The following is a 15,739-nucleotide window of genomic DNA, read 5'->3' on the forward strand; positions in this document are numbered from 1 at the left end:
CAAAGGCGCGCTGCAGCGCCTCGGCGCGAGAGCTTTCTTCTTCGAAATCTTCAGCAGCCAGCTGCACCTGAGGCATGCGCATCACTGCACCCACTGAGGAGAACCGGTCAACGCCTTCGCCATCGGCCTGAGTCACCACTCCCGCCAGGCGACGATCCTCGTCAACAACGCAGACCGCTTCGTGGTTGCGCTTATCCAGCAGATGCAGCACATCAAGAACCGTGTGCGAGGGTGTAACTTTCAGCGGCGTCTCCATCACCGGGTGACGCTGTTTGACCCAGTGCGCCACTTGGCGGATGACTTCGACCGGGATGTCCTGCGGCAGCACCCCGAGACCACCGCGGCGCGCCATGGTCTCCACCATGCGCCGTCCGGTCACCGCTGTCATATTGGCCGCCACCAGTGGTGTGGTCGAGCCGGTGCCGTCTTCGGCAGAGAGGTCGACGTCGAAGCGCGAAGCTGTCGCAGAGCGCGAAGGAACCAGGAAGACGTCGGAATACGTCAGCTCGTGGGTGAGGTCATTGAGAAAGCGCATCACTGACACGATACCGCCTGCGCTGGCACCACGGGCAGGAAAGTCACTATGCTGGAGCGGAGGTGACACAAGCAGAGCACAATGCAGTGCCAGCAGACCGCTACAGATCACATATGGAAGAGGCGTATCCACAGTGCCAGAGCTAACGTCCAGCCGTCTCGCGGAGGAATTTCCCGGAAACGAATGGTTGGTCGCCGACATATATGACAAGTACAGGGAGAACCCCGATTCCGTAGATCGGAAGTGGGCCGACATCTTCAAGCGGCTGGAGTCTGATTCGCCGTCGGGAAGCGACGGTGCTTCTGAGAAAAACGACGCATCCTCCGCCTCGTCAGCGAAGCCGGCAACCCAGAAGCCGAAAGAGACCGCTGCCAAAGAGGCTCCGAAGTCTCAGGTGGACTCCCCTAAGGCTTCGAACCAGAGCAGCAAAGAGCAGACCACTCCTTCCACCGCCAAGCCAGCTGAGCCTGAGTCGGCGCAGAAGGCCCGGAGCGAGAAGCCCGTGGCACCGAAGTCTCCGGTGACTCGCAAGTCTGACAACGCCGGGGCAGCGATCCCGTCGGATCCGGCTAAGCCTGAGCTGGCAGACAAGACCAGCGAGCGCGAGGATGAGGTCACCCCGCTGCGCGGTATCTCCAAGGCCATTGCTGCCAATATGGATGCCTCCCTCGAGGTGCCCACTGCCACCACCGTGCGTGCAGTGCCTGCCAAGCTGCTGATCGATAACCGTACGGTCATCAACAACCATCTCAAGCGCACCCGCGGTGGCAAGGTCTCCTTCACCCATCTCATCGGCTATGCGATGATCCGTGCCCTGCGCGCGCATCCCTCCATGAACGTCACCTATGACGTCAAGGACGGCAAGCCGGTCATGATCACCCCGGCACACGTGAACTTCGGCCTGGCCATCGATATGCCTCGCCCAGACGGCACCCGCGCCCTCGTGGTTCCGAGTATCAAGGCCGCCGAAGAGATGAACTTCACCGAGTGGTGGGCTGCTTACGACGACGTCGTCAAGCGCGCTCGAGACAACAAGCTCACTCCTGCCGACTACGCCGGCACCACGGTGTCGCTGACCAACCCTGGTGGCATCGGTACCGTGCATTCGGTTCCCCGCCTCTCCAAGGGCCAGGCGGTCATTGTGGGCGTTGGCGCACTGGACTACCCGGCGGAGTTCCAGGGCGCATCCGAGAAGACCCTGAACAACCTCGCAGTCTCCAAGGTCATCACCCTGACCTCTACCTATGACCATCGCGTCATCCAGGGCGCAGGCTCCGGCGAGTTCCTCAAGACCATCCACGAGCTGCTGCTGGGCAAGGACGGCTTCTACGAGGAGATCTTCGAAGCCCTGCGCATCCCCTACCAGCCCATCCATTGGTCTGCAGATATTCAGGTCAACCCTGAAGAGCAGATCAACAAGGTGGCGCGCGTCCAGCAGCTGATCCACGCCTACCGCGTGCGTGGACACCTGATGGCCAGCGTTGACCCGCTGGAGTACAAGATGCGCTCCCACCCGGACCTGGATATCGAGAACCACGGCCTGACGCTGTGGGATCTCGACCGCGAATGGCCCACCGGCGGCTTCGGCGGCAAGTCCGCACTGCCGCTGCGCTCCCTTCTGGGCGTGCTGCGTGATACTTACTGCCGCAACACCGGCATCGAGTACATGCACATCCAGTCCCCCGAAGAGCGCGAATGGTTCCAGAACGAGATCGAGCATCCCTACGAGAAGCCGACTCGCGACGAACAGTTCCGCATCCTGGGCCGGCTCAATGCGGCCGAAGCCTTCGAGACCTTCCTGCAGACCAAGTTCGTGGGCCAGAAGCGCTTCTCCCTGGAGGGCGGCGAGTCGCTGATCCCGCTGCTGGACACCATCATCTCCGAGGCGGCAGATGAGGGCATGGACGAGGTGGCCATCGGTATGGCCCACCGCGGTCGCCTGAATGTGCTGACCAATATCGCCGGCAAGACCTACGCGCAGGTCTTCCGTGAATTCGAAGGCCGCGACGCCGGCACCGGCTCCGGTGACGTGAAGTATCACCTGGGCACCCGCGGCGCGTTCACCTCCGATAAGGGCAACTCCACCCGCGTCTACTTGGCGGCGAACCCCTCCCATCTGGAAGCGGTCAACCCAGTCCTTGAGGGTGTTGTCCGCGCGATGCAGGATCGCCTCGACCAGGGCACTGACAACCTCAACAGCTTCTCGGTGATGCCGCTGCTGATCCACGGTGACGCGGCATTCGCCGGCCAGGGTGTAGTCGCTGAAACGCTGAATATGTCCCAGCTGCGCGGGTACCGCACCGGTGGCACTGTGCACGTGGTGGTCAATAACCAGGTCGGCTTCACCACTGCGCCGTCCTCGGCACGTTCGATGACCTACTCCACGGATATGGCCAAGGCCATCCAGGCCCCGGTCTTCCACGTCAACGCCGATGACCCGGAGTCCGTGGCCCGCGTGGGCCAGCTGGCCTTCCGTTATCGCCAGCGGTTCAACAAGGACGTGGTCATCGACCTGGTCTGCTACCGCCGTCGTGGCCACAACGAGGGTGACGATCCTTCGATGACCCAGCCGAAGATGTACAACCTGGTGGAAGCCAAGCGGACCACCCGCCGGCTCTACACCGAGGCGCTGGTCGGTCGCGGTGATATCACCCAGGAAGAGGCAGATCAGGCACTGCAGGACTACCGTCAGCGTCTGGAGCGGGTGTTCACCGAAACTCACGCCGCGCAGACCCAGCCGGTCTCCACCATCGAATCCGGTGGAGGCTCCTCCAACCCCGGCGTGGCTCCTACGGCTTCTGCTGAAGAGGACGAGACCCCCGCACGGGCCGCTGATGACACGTCTATCTCGGAACAGGCGCTGGCCCATATCGGTGAGGTTCACATGAACATCCCCGAAGGCTTCACCCCGCACCCGAAGCTGAAGTCGCTGTTGGAGAAGCGCGCCAAGATGGCCCGCGAAGGCGGCATCGACTGGGGCTTCGCTGAAGTGGCTGCCTTCGGTTCGCTGCTGATGGAGGGCACCGAGGTTCGCATGTCCGGTCAGGATTCGCGCCGCGGCACCTTCGTGCAGCGCCACGCGGTCTTCCATGACCGGGTCAACGGTGACGAGTGGTACCCGCTGAAGAACCTCACTGAGGATCAGGCCCGCTTCTTCATCTACGACTCATTGCTCTCTGAGTACGCAGCGCTGGGCTTCGAGTATGGCTACTCTGTGGAGAGCCCGAACTCGCTGGTTCTCTGGGAGGCGCAGTTCGGTGATTTCGTCAACGGTGCCCAGATCATCATTGACGAGTTCATCGCCACCGCAGAGCAGAAGTGGGGCCAGCGCTCCTCGCTGGTCATGCTGCTACCTCATGGCTATGAGGGCCAGGGCCCGGACCACTCCTCAGGGCGCCCAGAGCGCTTCCTGCAGCTGTGTGCAGAGGACAATATGACCGTAGTCATGCCGTCCTCCGGTGCCAACTACTTCCACCTGCTGCGCCGTCAGGCTGTGGCACGGCCGCGCCGGCCGCTGGTGGTCTTCTCCCCCAAGCAGTTGCTGCGTCTGAAAGCTGCTGCGAACAAAGTGGAGGACTTCACCACCGGCACCTTCCAGGAAGTCATTCCGGATGCCGCTGTGGATCCAGCGAAGGTCAAGCGCGTACTGGTGGTCTCCGGACGCCTGTACTACGACCTGCTGGCCACCCGGGCAAAGCATAATGACGAGACCACTGCCATTATTCGCTTGGAGCAGCTCTACCCGATGCCGTTGGAGGAACTGCAGGCTGAACTGGACAAGTACTCATCTGCCACGGACTTCGTCTACGCACAGGATGAGCCGGCCAACCAGGGTCCATGGCCGTTCCTTGGCCTGAATGTGCAGCCGCTGCTGAAGCAGGATCTGCAGCTGGTGGCGCGCAAGGAGTCCGCCGCGACCTCGGTGGGCCAGGCCAAGCGCCACGCCAAGGAGCTGGAAACCCTGCTGGCTCAGGCCTTCCCCCACCTGGAGCTGTAAGGGCTGTAAGGTTTCCTGAATGGAGATGCGACACTTACGGATCGCCGTCGTCGGCAATGAGCTACTCACCGGCGTCGGCGATCCCCGTGGACTGGGCTGGGTTGGTCGAGTGATCTCGAAGACTCCGCTGGAAGGCATTGAGCTGCAGCACTATGTGCTGGCTGTTCCCGGGGAAGGCACTGAGGCGCTCTCGGATCGCTGGCAGACGGAGGCATCGCTGCGTTTCAGCGACGCTGAGGACACTGAGAACTTCTTGGTGATCGCGCTCAATGACACCGACCTGGACAGCGCCACCTCCTCGGCCCGCTCACGGTTAAATCTGGCCAATATCCTGGACCGCGCCTCCCAGCAGTGCATCCGCTGTCTGGTGCTGGGGCCTACGCCCACACTGGATCAGGAGCGCAACCGCCGGATCGCTGAGCTGAATCGGGCGTATCAGGACGTGGCCTCCCGGCGCTCACACACTTATGTGGATACATTCACTCCCCTGGTCAACCACCAGCAGTGGAGTGAGGACCTCGCCGCAAACGAAGGCCGCCCGGGCCAGGCAGCCTATGGTCTGATCGCGTGGCTGGTGCTGCACCGCGGCTGGTACCAGTGGCTGGGCGTCACTGAACCGGCGCCGTCGTCGTAATCGGTGTAAACTGGGCCGAGTTGTCTAGAGAAGGAGGTCTGCTATGAGCAAGCGCGGACGTAAGCGCAAGGACCGCCGCAAGAACAAGGCCAATCACGGCAAGCGGCCAAACTCCTGAGCTTCATATAGAGAAGGCCCTGGCGGAGAATCTCCGTCAGGGCCTTCTTGCATCCGGTGAGGCCGATAAGCCTCCCCGCTGCTACTCGTGTCCGGCTTCCACTCGGATCTGGCTGATCCGCTCAATGATGGTGACCTTCAGTGTCTCCGGTGCTCGCTCCACGCAGGACCGCCGCACGGAGCTGCGAATCAGGCACTCCAGATCGTAATCGGAGGCGCATTCAGGGCAGGCCTGAAGATGAGACTGCACCTCTTCGATATCCTCCCGGGAGAGCGCCCCGTCCAGATATTCATAGATGCGCTCCAGTCGGGCGGAGGACTCTTCGCTAGTTTCACAGTCCTTGCAGTTCTCGGTGCTCATCACTTCCCCTCCCCTCGGTTGAATCCACGTTCGCGCGCGTAATCGGCTAGCAGGCTCCGCAGCAGTTTCCGTCCGCGGTGCAGCCTGGACATCACCGTCCCGATGGGGATGTTGAGAATCTCTGCAATCTCCTTGTAGGCGAAGCCCTCAACGTCGGAGAAATAGACAGCAAGCCGGAATTCCTCCGGGATCTGCTGCAAAGCGTTCTTCACATCACTATCCGGCAAGTGGTCCAGTGCCTCAGCCTCAGCAGAACGCAGCCCGGTGCTGGTGTGCTCAGCGGCCTGAGCCATCTGCCAATCCTCAACGGTGTCGGTATTGGCCTGCTGCGGCTGGCGCTGTTTCTTGCGGTAGATGTTGATATAGGTGTTGGTCAGAATCCGGTACAGCCAGGCCTTCAGATTGGTGCCGGGCTTGTACTGGTGGAACGCCGAATAGGCCTTGGTGTAGGCCTCCTGCACCAAGTCTTCAGCGTCCTGCGGATTGCGGGTCATGCGCATCGCAGCCGAGTAGAGCTGATCCAGGTACTGCAGGGCTTCACGCTCAAAGCGAGCCCTGCGCGCTGCATCAGTCTCTTCAGCGACGTCGATTTCCTCCGCCACGGGTGCGGCAGTCTTTGCTGTGCGCTCAGTCATCGCATATGAGTCTACGCGCACGGCATGATCTCGTGTGGGAGTCAGAACTGCTGCTGTCATACCGAGAATAACGACGTCGCCCCCTGTCACATTCCTGCTGGCTTGGTAGATTGGTCCTTGGACAGTGCTTCAGCGAGTCAGCCAGCCGATCTAGGAGGATCCCATGTCCCTCATCCGCAAAGTCGCACGACCGCTGCTGGGTGCCAGCTTTATCGCCGGTGGTATTGACCGCCTGCGCAACAGCGAAGAGGCCACCGAGCAGTTGGAGCCCACGCTGCAGGAGATCGTTTCCTATGTTCCGCAGGCAGAGTTCCTCACTTCCAACACCAAGCTGACTGTTCAAGTGCTCGGCGGCGTGCAGGTGGCCGCTGGTGCTGCACTGGCTCTTGGCAAGTTCCCCCGTCTGGCCGCCCTGACCCTGTGCGGTGTGCATAAGTTCAACAGCTACGCCGAGTACCGCTCGGCTGAACTTGAGACCGAGGAAGACGTCACCGCTCAGCGTAAGACGCTGCTGAAGAACATCTCGATCTTGGGTGGGCTTGGCATCGCTGCGGCGGATTTGGCTGGCAAGCCTTCGCTGGCATGGCGAGCAGAACACCTCGCCAAGGACGCGAAGAAAAAGGGCACCAAGTTTGCAGATAAGACCGTGAAGTACGCCGAGGGTCTCGGCGATGACGCATCTAAGACCCTCAAGGCCTACGAAAAGGACGCCAAGAAGGGCTTCAAGAAGGCAGAGAAGGAAGCTCGCAAGGCTGTTGCTCGGGCCTCCAAGGAAGCTCAGAAGGCCAAGGACCTCGTCTAGCGAGCATGCCACATCTGAATACTGAATCACTGGTGCCCCCAGACCCTTCGAGCACCGCCGGTTGGCGCGCTCCCCGGGCGGGGGCACCAGTGCGTGGTCAGGTGACAGTGCCGGCCTCTAAATCCCTGACCAACCGATACTTGCTGCTGGCAGCTCTTGCCGAGGGCCCCTCAGTGGTGGTCAACCCGCTGCACTCCCGCGACTCACGTCTGATGCTGCAGGCCCTGCAGAGTCTCGGTGCCACTATCGAGCACCTGCAGGACTGGCAGGGCACCGGTGAAGACGCCGTGCGGGTCACGCCTCTGCCGGCACAACTGCGCAGCGGCGAGGCCATGGTGGATTGCGGACTTGCCGGCACCGTCATGCGGTTTCTGCCTGCGGTAGCGGCGCTGACCGGTCTACGTACCGCTTTTGACGGCGACCCGGAGGCTCGTGTCCGGCCCATGGGCGCCGTGCTCGAGGGCCTGCGAGCACTTGGCGCTGAGATCACCGCTGAGGACACCGCTGGCTCTGCAGCGATTGAGTATCTGCCCTTTACCGTTCATGCACCGGAGGGCATCAGTGGCGGTGACATCACCATTGACGCATCAGCCTCCTCACAGTTCGTCTCCGGGCTGCTGCTGGCCGCTCCGCGATTCGCACAGGGACTGACCCTCCACCACTCCGGCACCCAGGTGCCGTCTCTCGAGCATGTGGAGATGACACTGAGCGTGCTGAATGAACTCGGCGTGGAAGTCTCCTCAGAGTCCCCCTATACCTGGCACGTTGAACCAGGCCCCATTCCGGCCTTTACCGTCCGGGTCGAACCGGATCTCTCCAATGCTGGACCTTTCCTCTGTGCGGCTGTCGTCACCGCCGGAGAAGTCACCATGCGCGGATGGCCCAAACGCTCCACGCAGATCGGCCGCCGCTGGATACAGCTGTTGCGGGACTTTGGCGCAGAAGTCAGGACTGCCGAAGAAGCAGGCGGCGACACCCTGACCCTCACCGTGCGAGGTCCGGAGAAGATCGTCTCACCGGGGACCGTGGACGGCACCGCAGAACTGACCCCCACCGTCGCGGCACTTGCTGCCCTGGCCGAAGGCGAAACGAAGTTCACTTCCGTCCAGCATCTGCGCGGTCACGAAACTGACCGCATCGCCGCCCTGGTGGCTGAGATCCGGCGCCTCGGGGGCGGCATCGAAGAGACCGACGACGGCTTCCGCATCTTCTCTCCGGTCACCCATGGCGGCATGGTCAAAAGTTATGCCGATCACCGGATGGCAACATTCGGTGCGGTATTGGGTCTGGCTCTAGACGGAGTGACAGTGGAGGACATCAGCTGCACTTCCAAGACCATGCCTGATTTCCCCGCCATGTGGCTGAAGCTGGTCCGCGGGGAAGCCGCTGATACCGCCCTCGTCGGCGAGTGCACCTCATGAGCCGCTGGGACAGCTGGGACGAATCGCGGGTGCGAGTGCGCCCGAACAAGAAGGGTTCGCGTCCGCGCACCAAAGATACTCCTGATCACGCAGATGCTGAGCTGGCCCGAGTAGTTCAGGTCGACCGCGGACGCTATACCGTCTCCATGCTGGAGGACCAGCGGGTGGTCACCGCAATGCGGGCCAAGGCGATGCGCCGACACCCCGAGGGCCGCACACCTGTGGTTCCGGGCGATATTGTCGGCCTGGTGGGTGATACCAGCGGAGCCGAGGGCTCGCTGGCCCGGCTGGTGCGCATCGAAGAGCGTTCCAGCCTGCTGCGCCGCTCCGCCGATGACACCGATGACGCTGAGCGAGTCATTGTTGCCAATGCTGATCAGCTGCTGATTGTGGTGGCCGCAGCTGATCCTGAGCCGCGCACTGGTTTCATCGACCGCGCACTGGTGGCAGCATTCGACGCTGAGATCCGGCCGATCCTGCTGATCACCAAAGCAGATCTGGTGCAGGATCCAGTAGACCCCGCTGGCCTGGTAAGTCACTACCGGGAGCTGGAGCTGACCACGGTGATCTCCCAGCGTACCCAGCAGGACACAGCTGTCGAAGACCCCGCCCTCTCCCCAGCGGCGGTGACACAGCTGCGCCAGCTGCTGGCCGGCCATGTCACGGCTCTTATCGGGCATTCCGGGGTGGGAAAGTCCACTATGGTCAATGCCCTTACCGGCGCAGACCGGGCGGTGGGCGGGGTCAACGCGGTGACCGGTCGCGGACGGCACACCTCATCCTCAGCTGTGGCGCTGAATCTTGAGCCCGCCGGGGATCTCGATGAGACCGCTGCGCTGACATCGTGGGTAATCGATACTCCAGGAGTGCGGACCTTCGGGCTGGCGCATGTGGATCCCGATGATGTGCTTGCCGCTTTCGGAGACCTGGTGGAGGGCTCAGCTGACTGTGAGCCCGGCTGCCGGCATGAATCGCCGGAGGGAGGCTGCGCCCTGGACGCCTGGGTAGCCTCCGGGCGGGCCGGCACCCACGGCAGTGCGCGGCTGGAGTCCCTGCGCGGGCTGCTGGCCTCGTTGTCCGGTGAAGAGGACGGCCCCGAGGAGAAGACTCTCGGACGCAGCTGATGCGCGGACCCCCGAACTCGATGCTGTTCGGTCACGCGTTATCAGGACATTTTTCCGGCCGAAACGCCCCTGAACGGCGCGAACTGCCGTCATAGTGCGTGACCCTACGTAGAGTAAGCACTATGAGCCTGCACTCCAGCCCCTACACCGAAGACCTGCGCCTGGCGCATATGATCGCCGATTCTGTGGACTCTCAGACCATGCAGTCCTTCAACGCCCAGGATTTCGAGGTGGAGACCAAGCCCGATCTGACTCCGGTGACGGTGGCAGACCGCCAGGCTGAGGAGTACATTCGCGCCCAGCTGGGCCGGGCGCGCGGGCGGGATGCGGTCTACGGTGAGGAGTTCGGATCCTCTGGTTCGGGACCGCGGCGCTGGGTCATCGATCCCATTGATGGAACCAAGAACTTCATTCGCGGGGTGCCGGTCTGGGCCACCCTGATTGCGCTAATGGACCATGGGGAGCCCGTGGTGGGTCTGGTGAGCGCCCCTGCCCTGGGGCGTCGCTGGTGGGCGGCCAAGGATGGTGGGGCCTACACCGGGAAGTCCCTGTCTTCAGCAAAACAGCTGCGGGTCTCCAAGGTGTCTCGCATCGAGGACGCTAATTTCTCCTATTCCTCGCTCTACGGCTGGCGCGAGGCCGGACGCAGCAAGAACTTCTTGGAGTTCACCGATACTGTCTGGCGCACCCGTGCCTTCGGTGACTTCTGGTCCTATTGCCTCGTGGCTGAGGGCGTGGTGGATGTGGCCGCCGAGCCCGAGCTGAATCTCCATGACATGGCCGCACTTGTCCCCATCGTGCAGGAGGCTGGGGGTCGCTTCACCTCCTTGGACGGTGATCCCGGCTGCTCCGGATCCAATGGTCTGGCCACCAACGGGTTGCTGCACGAGGCCGCTATGGGCGCCCTTGCTCTGGACAGCGCAACACCTATCCAGGACTAAGCGTCCCCTTAAGGGGTTGCGGCGCGAGCAACCGGGACCCACAGTGGAGTGGAAACCGCACTGCGCTCCCGCCAGCAGTGAACCAATCCACCTTGCAGTTTTAGGCACACCTAAACTATGGTTTCGAACATGGCCCATTCCCAAACCTCGAAGCGGCGGTCCCTCCTGACCCCTACCGTGCTGGGCCTGAGCCTTACGCTGACTGCATGCTCCGCCGGTGCAGCCGATGACCCATCAGAGACCCCCGTGGTGCTGACGACCTTCACCGTCCTGCAGGACATGACGGCCGCCGTCGGGGGCGAACGCGTAGAGGTCCGCTCCATCACGCCCTTGGGCGCGGAGGTTCACGAATACGATCCGGTGCCCAGCGATGTCCGCGACGCCGCGACTGCCTCCCTCATCCTGGCCAACGGCCTCGGGCTGGAGGAATGGTTCGAGCAGTTCACCCAGCACTCCGATGCCCCCACCGTGACGCTCACCGACGGTGTCGACACCCTCCCAGTCTCCAGATTGCCTGGCCACCCCGAGGCCGCTGACAGCGCAGACATGCCAGTGAACCCGCATGCGTGGATCTCACCGGTGCGGGCGTTGACCTATGTGGACAACATCGAGGAAGCACTCAGCGAGCTCTCCCCCGAGGATGCCGAGTACTTCACCGAGAATGCTGAACAGTACCGGCAGCAGTTGCTGGAGCTAGATGAGCGATTGCGCACGCGGATCGAGGAGTTCGACGGCGAGATCCACTTAGTGACATGTGAAGGTGCCTTCAGCTACCTCGCCGAAGACTATGGACTGGGTGAGCACTATCTGTGGCCCCTCAACGCCGAAGACGAGGGCACGCCGGCCCAGGTAGAGGCACAGATCCGCTACATCTCGGAGAACCAGGTGCCCACCGTTTTCTGCGAATCCACTGTCAACGACTCTGCCCAAAGCAGCGCAGCCAGCGCCGCGGGGGCCGCTCTCGGCGACCCATTGTATGTGGACTCACTCTCCGAAGGCGACGGCCCGGTGCCCAGCTATCTGGAGATGCTCGAATACGATATCGAGCTCATCCTCAATGGAGCGGAGGGCAGATTCAGTGACTGAAAGCCAGCACGACGCCGTCGTCGTCGAGTCCCTGACTGCCGGATACCCAGGGGTCACTGCACTGGAGGAGGTCAGCCTACGCCTGCGCCCAGCACGGATCACGGCCCTGTTAGGCGCCAACGGATCAGGCAAATCCACCCTCTTCGCCGCCTTGCTGGGAATGCTCGGTAAGCAGTCCGGGGCGCTGCGCAGCGGAGATGTGCGCATCTTCGGCACCGCCCCGGGGCAGGCGCGGAAACAGAACCTGGTGAGCTTTGTGCCCCAGCATGACCACATCGATACCACTTTCCCCATCACCGTGGAGCAGACAGTTCTGACCGGCCGCTATGGGCATATGGGCTTCGCCAGGCGCGCCCGCCCTGAGGACCATCGGGCCGTGGATCGGGCGCTTGAGCAGGTGGGGCTGAGTCAGCTGCGCAGCCGCAGCATCGGAGCCCTCTCCGGAGGCCAGCGCAAACGAGCTTTTGTGGCCCGATCCATCGCTCAGGGCGCGCCCTTGATGCTGCTGGATGAGCCTTTCGCCGGCGTGGACCGCGGCAGCGAGGAACTGATCAGCACCGTCTTGAAGGACCTGGCCGCGGCAGGCACCACCGTGCTGATCTCTACCCACCACTTAGAAGGCGTGGCGGCTCTTGCCGATGACGTCGTTCTGCTGCACCGGCGGGTGCTGGCTGCAGGCCCGGCAGAAGATGTGCTGACCCCGCAGCAGCTCAGCGCTGCCTTTGGCAGTGTGTTCAGCGCGGGGTTCAGCAATAACGGCCCCGGGGGAAACTCATGATCGATTCACTGTTGCAGCCGTTACATTACGAGTTCATGCAGAACGCGCTGCTGGTGGCCGTCATCGCCTCAACCATCTGCGGGATGCTCTCAGCCTGGCTTGTGGTGATGGGCTGGTCCCTGATGGGTGAAGCAGTGGCGCACTCCGTGCTGCCGGGTGTAGTGCTGGCCTATATTTTTGGCGCCCCACTGGCCGTTGGAGCATTCGTCTTCGGGATGCTGGCAGTGGGACTGATCGGAGGGCTGGGCCGTTCCACTGTCCTCAAACGTGACACGACGATCGGAGTGGTCTTCACCTCGCTCTTCGCTCTAGGGCTGGTGCTGATCTCCCGCACCCCCAGCCAGACCCATCTGCAGCACATCCTCTTTGGCAACGTCCTGGGCACCTCACGCACCGATCTGCTCCAGGTGGCCGCGCTGGCGCTGCTGACAGCGGTGGTTCTGCTGTGCAAGCGCCGGGACTTTACACTGCTGGCCTTCGATCGCACCCATGCACATGCCATTGGACTGCCGGTGGCCGCCTTGAGTGCCACACTGTTGGTGCTGCTTGCCCTCACCACGGTGACTGCGCTGCAGACCTTAGGTGTGATTCTGGTGGTGGCGATGCTGATCATCCCCGGTGCTACAGGGTTTCTGGTAGCTCGTACTTTCCCCGTGATGCTGGGAATCTCAGCAGCAGTGGGGGCGGCGGCCGCCGTCGTCGGGGTGTATGCCAGCTGGTGGTGGGATATCTCCACCGGTGGTGCGATCGTGCTTTCGGCTTCAGCGTTGTTCACCTGTTCGTATCTCTTCAGCCCGCACCGGGGCGTCCTGCCGCGCGCCATCAGGAGCCGAATGCCCAAGGCAGCTCAGCCGTCCTCGTAGAATGGGGCCTATGCCACGCACTTCCGCCCAGGGCCGCTCTACGGCCACGGCGTCTGCCACTACCAGCGTGGAGGACTATGCCAAGACCATCTATGGTCTGGCGGAGTGGGAAGGTGCGGCCGTCACCGCCAGCGCCCTGGCGAAGAATCTCGGCGTATCGAATCCTTCGGTGACCCTGATGGTCCGCAAGATGGCGGATCTGGGACTGGTGGATCACCAGCCCTACGCACCCATCCGGCTCACCGAAGAGGGTCGCAGATTGGCGCTGGCCATGGTGCGCCGCCACCGGCTGATTGAGACCTGGCTGGTCAGGGACCTTGGCTACAGCTGGGATGAAGTTCATGATGAGGCCGAACGCCTGGAGCACTCTGTGTCCGAGCTCTTCGTGGAACGTCTAGCGGAGAAGTTGGGCCATCCTGAAGTGGATCCCCACGGCGACCCGATTCCAGCGAAGGATCTTTCCATGCGCTATCCCCAGACAGTTCTGCTGTGCCGCGCGCCCGAGGACGCCCAGGTCCGGCTGGAGCAGGTTGATGACTCGGTGCCGGAGGCCTTGCGGCTGTTGGCTGAACAGCATCTGGAAATCGGCGCACAGCTGCGCGTGGTCTCCAGCAATTCTGGAGACGTGGTGCTCCACCTGCCTGAGGGTTCCCCGGTGACTATGGAGCATGAAGTGTCCCACGCAGTGCGGGTGAGCATCGCTGCCTGATGAACTCTGTGAGTGAACAGCATGCTGCCGGTCAGCCGCGCAGCGCCGACGACGACGCCCCCCGCACGCCCTTCCGGCGACTCATCCTGCTGCTGGGCTGTGTGGCTCTGGCCGGTGCGGCCGGTGCTCTGCTGCGCTGGCTGCTCGGGGAGTTGGTGCCTGAACAAGGCATGAAGTTCCCCTGGGTGACTTTTGCCATCAATGTGGGCGGCTCGGCGTTGCTGGGCCTGCTGGTGGGCATCGTGCACGCCCTGCCGCGAACTCCCGGATGGGTCATGCCGACTCTGGGCACCGGACTGTTGGGATCCTTCACCACGTTCTCCTCAGTCATGCTGGCCGCAGTGGACTCTATGAGACTCCCGACCAGTCCAGAGCTGAATACTCCCCGTGAGCTGATTGACCCGGCACTGCTGGACACCACGCAGATGGGTATCGCCTTTGCCCCGTCCCCCACGGTGGAGTGGATCGCTTATCTGGTCATCTCCATACTGCTATGCAGTGGAGCGGCAGCAGGGGGCATCACCGTGGGGCATGCGATCTTCGACTGCGATGCCCCTGAGGATGAGGGCTCGAAGGGGGCCAAGAGATGATCTCAGCAGATTTGCTGCTCGTCGCAGTAGGGGTGGGTCTCGGTGGCGCATTAGGAGCCTCCGCCCGTTATCTGCTGGACCGTTTTCTTCCCGGTGGAGTACTGCTGGCCAATGTGCTGGGCTCGCTGCTGATCGGCCTGCTCTTCGGCGCATTGGATGAAGTGACGACGGCGGATGGGCCGCCTCCGATGCACCCGGCACTGTTGGCGATGATCTCGGTTGGCCTGCTGGGTGCGCTGAGCACCTTCGCTACGGTCTCTTTGCGGGCAGCGCAGCTGTGGATGCGTCGTCGTCGGCTCCGTGCTGTGGGAATGTGGCTTGCTCATGCAGTGTTGGGATTGGCCGCAGCTGTGCTGGGCATCTGGGTGGGGCATCTGCTGATGTCGTGACGCTCCCCGGGAATCTTGCGCGGCCCAGCGTGGTTGGATAGACTGATGAGTCCCGCTTCTGGCGGGATGTGCACCCCGGTGACGGGGCTTTGACAACAAAACACGGGGACGATCGGTTTCGACGATCTGAGTTGATCATGGGGAAGCGGGTCGTGGACGCCAAGTGACCACGTAAATACCCCTTGTGCAACCCAATAAGTGCCGAATCTAAGCGCACTGACTTCGCCCTCGCTGCCTGAGCAGCGACCGCGAGTCTGTCAGCCTGAGTTTGCTATCGACTCAGTGCCTGGCATCAGCTAGATAGCCACTGGGGTGACCTTCTTGTCGTGGGAAGGTCGCCCGAGATTTAACACGACTGAGCCCGTCAGGCGCTTGTCTGCGTGACGCCTGGGGCTGAGAAAATCATCAGCAGACTGCACCCGGAGAAGTCCATGTGAATCCAGATCGGACGCGGGTTCGATTCCCGCCGTCTCCACTTGTTGACCCCCGTCTGGCCAGGCGCGTTCCTGGCCGGGCGGGGGTTCCTTTGTGCCTGCCAGCCCTGACTGCAGCGCGGTGCCTGCCAGCCCTGACTGCGGCGCGTTTAGCTCGCCTGCAGCTGGTGCCACGCCAGCCCTGCAGAAACTAGCAAAAAGACGATCCCCTGCATCCGCAACAGGACCAGGGACAAGCGACTAGGTTCCGCCCCCAACTCCACTTTCCAGAAGTTGGCCAGCCACCATCCGGCAACCGGGGACCCCACTTGCAGCAGCCCGAT

16 protein-coding genes and 1 other RNA gene are annotated in these 15,739 nt (G+C 62.7%); 14 read left to right on the forward strand and 3 right to left on the reverse strand.

The features are described from left to right. Positions 1-535 (reverse strand): IMP dehydrogenase (locus TX78_RS02200; protein WP_044493582.1); only part of this gene is annotated, 535 nt, incomplete at its 3' end. A 133-nt stretch (positions 536-668) separates the two neighbouring features. Here TX78_RS02200 and TX78_RS02205 point away from each other — a divergent pair. Genes TX78_RS02205 through TX78_RS14570 form a run of 3 tightly spaced genes read left to right on the forward strand, consistent with a single transcriptional unit; the run spans position 669 to position 5,284 of the window. Continuing rightward, positions 669-4,532 carry a multifunctional oxoglutarate decarboxylase/oxoglutarate dehydrogenase thiamine pyrophosphate-binding subunit/dihydrolipoyllysine-residue succinyltransferase subunit gene (locus TX78_RS02205; protein ID WP_044493158.1) on the forward strand — a complete coding sequence of 1,288 codons (3,864 nt, stop codon included), beginning with the start codon at positions 669-671 and terminating at the stop codon, positions 4,530-4,532. 19 nt (positions 4,533-4,551) lie between these two features. Then, the gene (locus TX78_RS02210) at positions 4,552-5,166 is read left to right on the forward strand and encodes a GDSL-type esterase/lipase family protein (RefSeq protein ID WP_044493160.1); all 615 of its coding nucleotides are present in this window, start codon (positions 4,552-4,554) and stop codon (positions 5,164-5,166) included. 43 nt (positions 5,167-5,209) lie between these two features. Beyond that, positions 5,210-5,284: a 50S ribosomal protein bL37 gene (locus tag TX78_RS14570; protein WP_014300525.1), complete on the forward strand. Its 75-nt coding sequence runs from the start codon at positions 5,210-5,212 to the stop codon at positions 5,282-5,284. An 81-nt stretch (positions 5,285-5,365) separates the two neighbouring features. Here the strand turns inward: TX78_RS14570 and rsrA are convergent, their stop codons facing one another. Both rsrA and TX78_RS02220 read right to left on the reverse strand, forming a co-directional pair. Next, positions 5,366-5,644, reverse strand: coding sequence for a mycothiol system anti-sigma-R factor (gene rsrA, locus TX78_RS02215; protein WP_044493162.1), 279 nt, complete (start codon positions 5,642-5,644; stop codon positions 5,366-5,368). Further along, positions 5,644-6,279, reverse strand: coding sequence for a sigma-70 family RNA polymerase sigma factor (locus TX78_RS02220; RefSeq protein WP_044493583.1), 636 nt, complete (start codon positions 6,277-6,279; stop codon positions 5,644-5,646). The genes rsrA and TX78_RS02220 overlap by 1 nt, the downstream gene beginning before the upstream one ends. A gap of 163 nt (positions 6,280-6,442) precedes the next feature. Here TX78_RS02220 and TX78_RS02225 point away from each other — a divergent pair, with 163 nt between their 5' ends. The 11 genes from TX78_RS02225 (at position 6,443) to ssrA (ending at position 15,460) form a co-directional block, all read left to right on the forward strand. Continuing rightward, positions 6,443-7,081, forward strand: a complete 639-nt coding sequence (locus TX78_RS02225) for a DoxX family membrane protein (protein ID WP_044493164.1) — start codon at positions 6,443-6,445, stop codon at positions 7,079-7,081. A gap of 5 nt (positions 7,082-7,086) precedes the next feature. Continuing rightward, complete coding sequence (aroA, locus tag TX78_RS02230; RefSeq protein ID WP_044493167.1) at positions 7,087-8,502, forward strand: 3-phosphoshikimate 1-carboxyvinyltransferase; 1,416 nt, start codon at positions 7,087-7,089, stop codon at positions 8,500-8,502. Beyond that, positions 8,499-9,626 carry a ribosome small subunit-dependent GTPase A gene (gene rsgA / locus TX78_RS02235; RefSeq protein ID WP_044493169.1) on the forward strand — a complete coding sequence of 376 codons (1,128 nt, stop codon included), beginning with the start codon at positions 8,499-8,501 and terminating at the stop codon, positions 9,624-9,626. Before aroA ends, rsgA begins: the two co-directional genes overlap by 4 nt. A gap of 122 nt (positions 9,627-9,748) precedes the next feature. Then, positions 9,749-10,567 carry a histidinol-phosphatase gene (hisN, locus tag TX78_RS02240; protein ID WP_044493172.1) on the forward strand — a complete coding sequence of 273 codons (819 nt, stop codon included), beginning with the start codon at positions 9,749-9,751 and terminating at the stop codon, positions 10,565-10,567. A 129-nt stretch (positions 10,568-10,696) separates the two neighbouring features. After that, a complete protein-coding gene (locus TX78_RS02245) occupies positions 10,697-11,653 on the forward strand; it encodes a metal ABC transporter solute-binding protein, Zn/Mn family (protein WP_044493176.1) in 957 nt (318 codons plus the stop codon). Then, positions 11,646-12,431: a metal ABC transporter ATP-binding protein gene (locus tag TX78_RS02250; protein WP_081652496.1), complete on the forward strand. Its 786-nt coding sequence runs from the start codon at positions 11,646-11,648 to the stop codon at positions 12,429-12,431. The genes TX78_RS02245 and TX78_RS02250 overlap by 8 nt, the downstream gene beginning before the upstream one ends. Beyond that, a complete protein-coding gene (locus tag TX78_RS02255) occupies positions 12,428-13,294 on the forward strand; it encodes a metal ABC transporter permease (RefSeq protein WP_044493177.1) in 867 nt (288 codons plus the stop codon). The genes TX78_RS02250 and TX78_RS02255 overlap by 4 nt, the downstream gene beginning before the upstream one ends. Positions 13,295-13,304: 10 nt before the next feature. Further along, positions 13,305-14,003, forward strand: a complete 699-nt coding sequence (locus TX78_RS02260; RefSeq protein WP_044493181.1) for a metal-dependent transcriptional regulator — start codon at positions 13,305-13,307, stop codon at positions 14,001-14,003. Then, on the forward strand, positions 14,003-14,593 hold the full coding sequence (locus TX78_RS12450) for a fluoride efflux transporter FluC (protein WP_049897328.1): 591 nt from the start codon (positions 14,003-14,005) through the stop codon (positions 14,591-14,593). Before TX78_RS02260 ends, TX78_RS12450 begins: the two co-directional genes overlap by 1 nt. Continuing rightward, positions 14,590-14,982, forward strand: coding sequence for a fluoride efflux transporter FluC (locus tag TX78_RS02270; protein ID WP_049897329.1), 393 nt, complete (start codon positions 14,590-14,592; stop codon positions 14,980-14,982). The genes TX78_RS12450 and TX78_RS02270 overlap by 4 nt, the downstream gene beginning before the upstream one ends. Before the next feature lie 104 nt (positions 14,983-15,086). After that, positions 15,087-15,460: a transfer-messenger RNA gene (gene ssrA / locus TX78_RS12910) on the forward strand. The last annotated feature ends 279 nt before the right edge of the window (positions 15,461-15,739 follow it).

Source organism: Nesterenkonia massiliensis, from assembly GCF_000455245.1.
Lineage (GTDB): Bacteria > Actinomycetota > Actinomycetes > Actinomycetales > Micrococcaceae > Nesterenkonia > Nesterenkonia rhizosphaerae.

Coding starts and splice junctions, on each gene's coding strand:
- hisN (WP_044493172.1), top strand. CDS start 9,749: ATGAGCCTGCACTCCAGCCCCTACACCGAAGACCTGCGCCTGGCGCAT.
- rsrA (WP_044493162.1), bottom strand. CDS start 5,644: ATGAGCACCGAGAACTGCAAGGACTGTGAAACTAGCGAAGAGTCCTCC.
- TX78_RS02245 (WP_044493176.1), top strand. CDS start 10,697: ATGGCCCATTCCCAAACCTCGAAGCGGCGGTCCCTCCTGACCCCTACC.
- TX78_RS02225 (WP_044493164.1), top strand. CDS start 6,443: ATGTCCCTCATCCGCAAAGTCGCACGACCGCTGCTGGGTGCCAGCTTT.
- TX78_RS12450 (WP_049897328.1), top strand. CDS start 14,003: ATGAACTCTGTGAGTGAACAGCATGCTGCCGGTCAGCCGCGCAGCGCC.
- TX78_RS02255 (WP_044493177.1), top strand. CDS start 12,428: ATGATCGATTCACTGTTGCAGCCGTTACATTACGAGTTCATGCAGAAC.
- TX78_RS02210 (WP_044493160.1), top strand. CDS start 4,552: ATGGAGATGCGACACTTACGGATCGCCGTCGTCGGCAATGAGCTACTC.
- TX78_RS02270 (WP_049897329.1), top strand. CDS start 14,590: ATGATCTCAGCAGATTTGCTGCTCGTCGCAGTAGGGGTGGGTCTCGGT.
- TX78_RS02220 (WP_044493583.1), bottom strand. CDS start 6,279: ATGACTGAGCGCACAGCAAAGACTGCCGCACCCGTGGCGGAGGAAATC.
- aroA (WP_044493167.1), top strand. CDS start 7,087: ATGCCACATCTGAATACTGAATCACTGGTGCCCCCAGACCCTTCGAGC.
- rsgA (WP_044493169.1), top strand. CDS start 8,499: ATGAGCCGCTGGGACAGCTGGGACGAATCGCGGGTGCGAGTGCGCCCG.
- TX78_RS02260 (WP_044493181.1), top strand. CDS start 13,305: ATGCCACGCACTTCCGCCCAGGGCCGCTCTACGGCCACGGCGTCTGCC.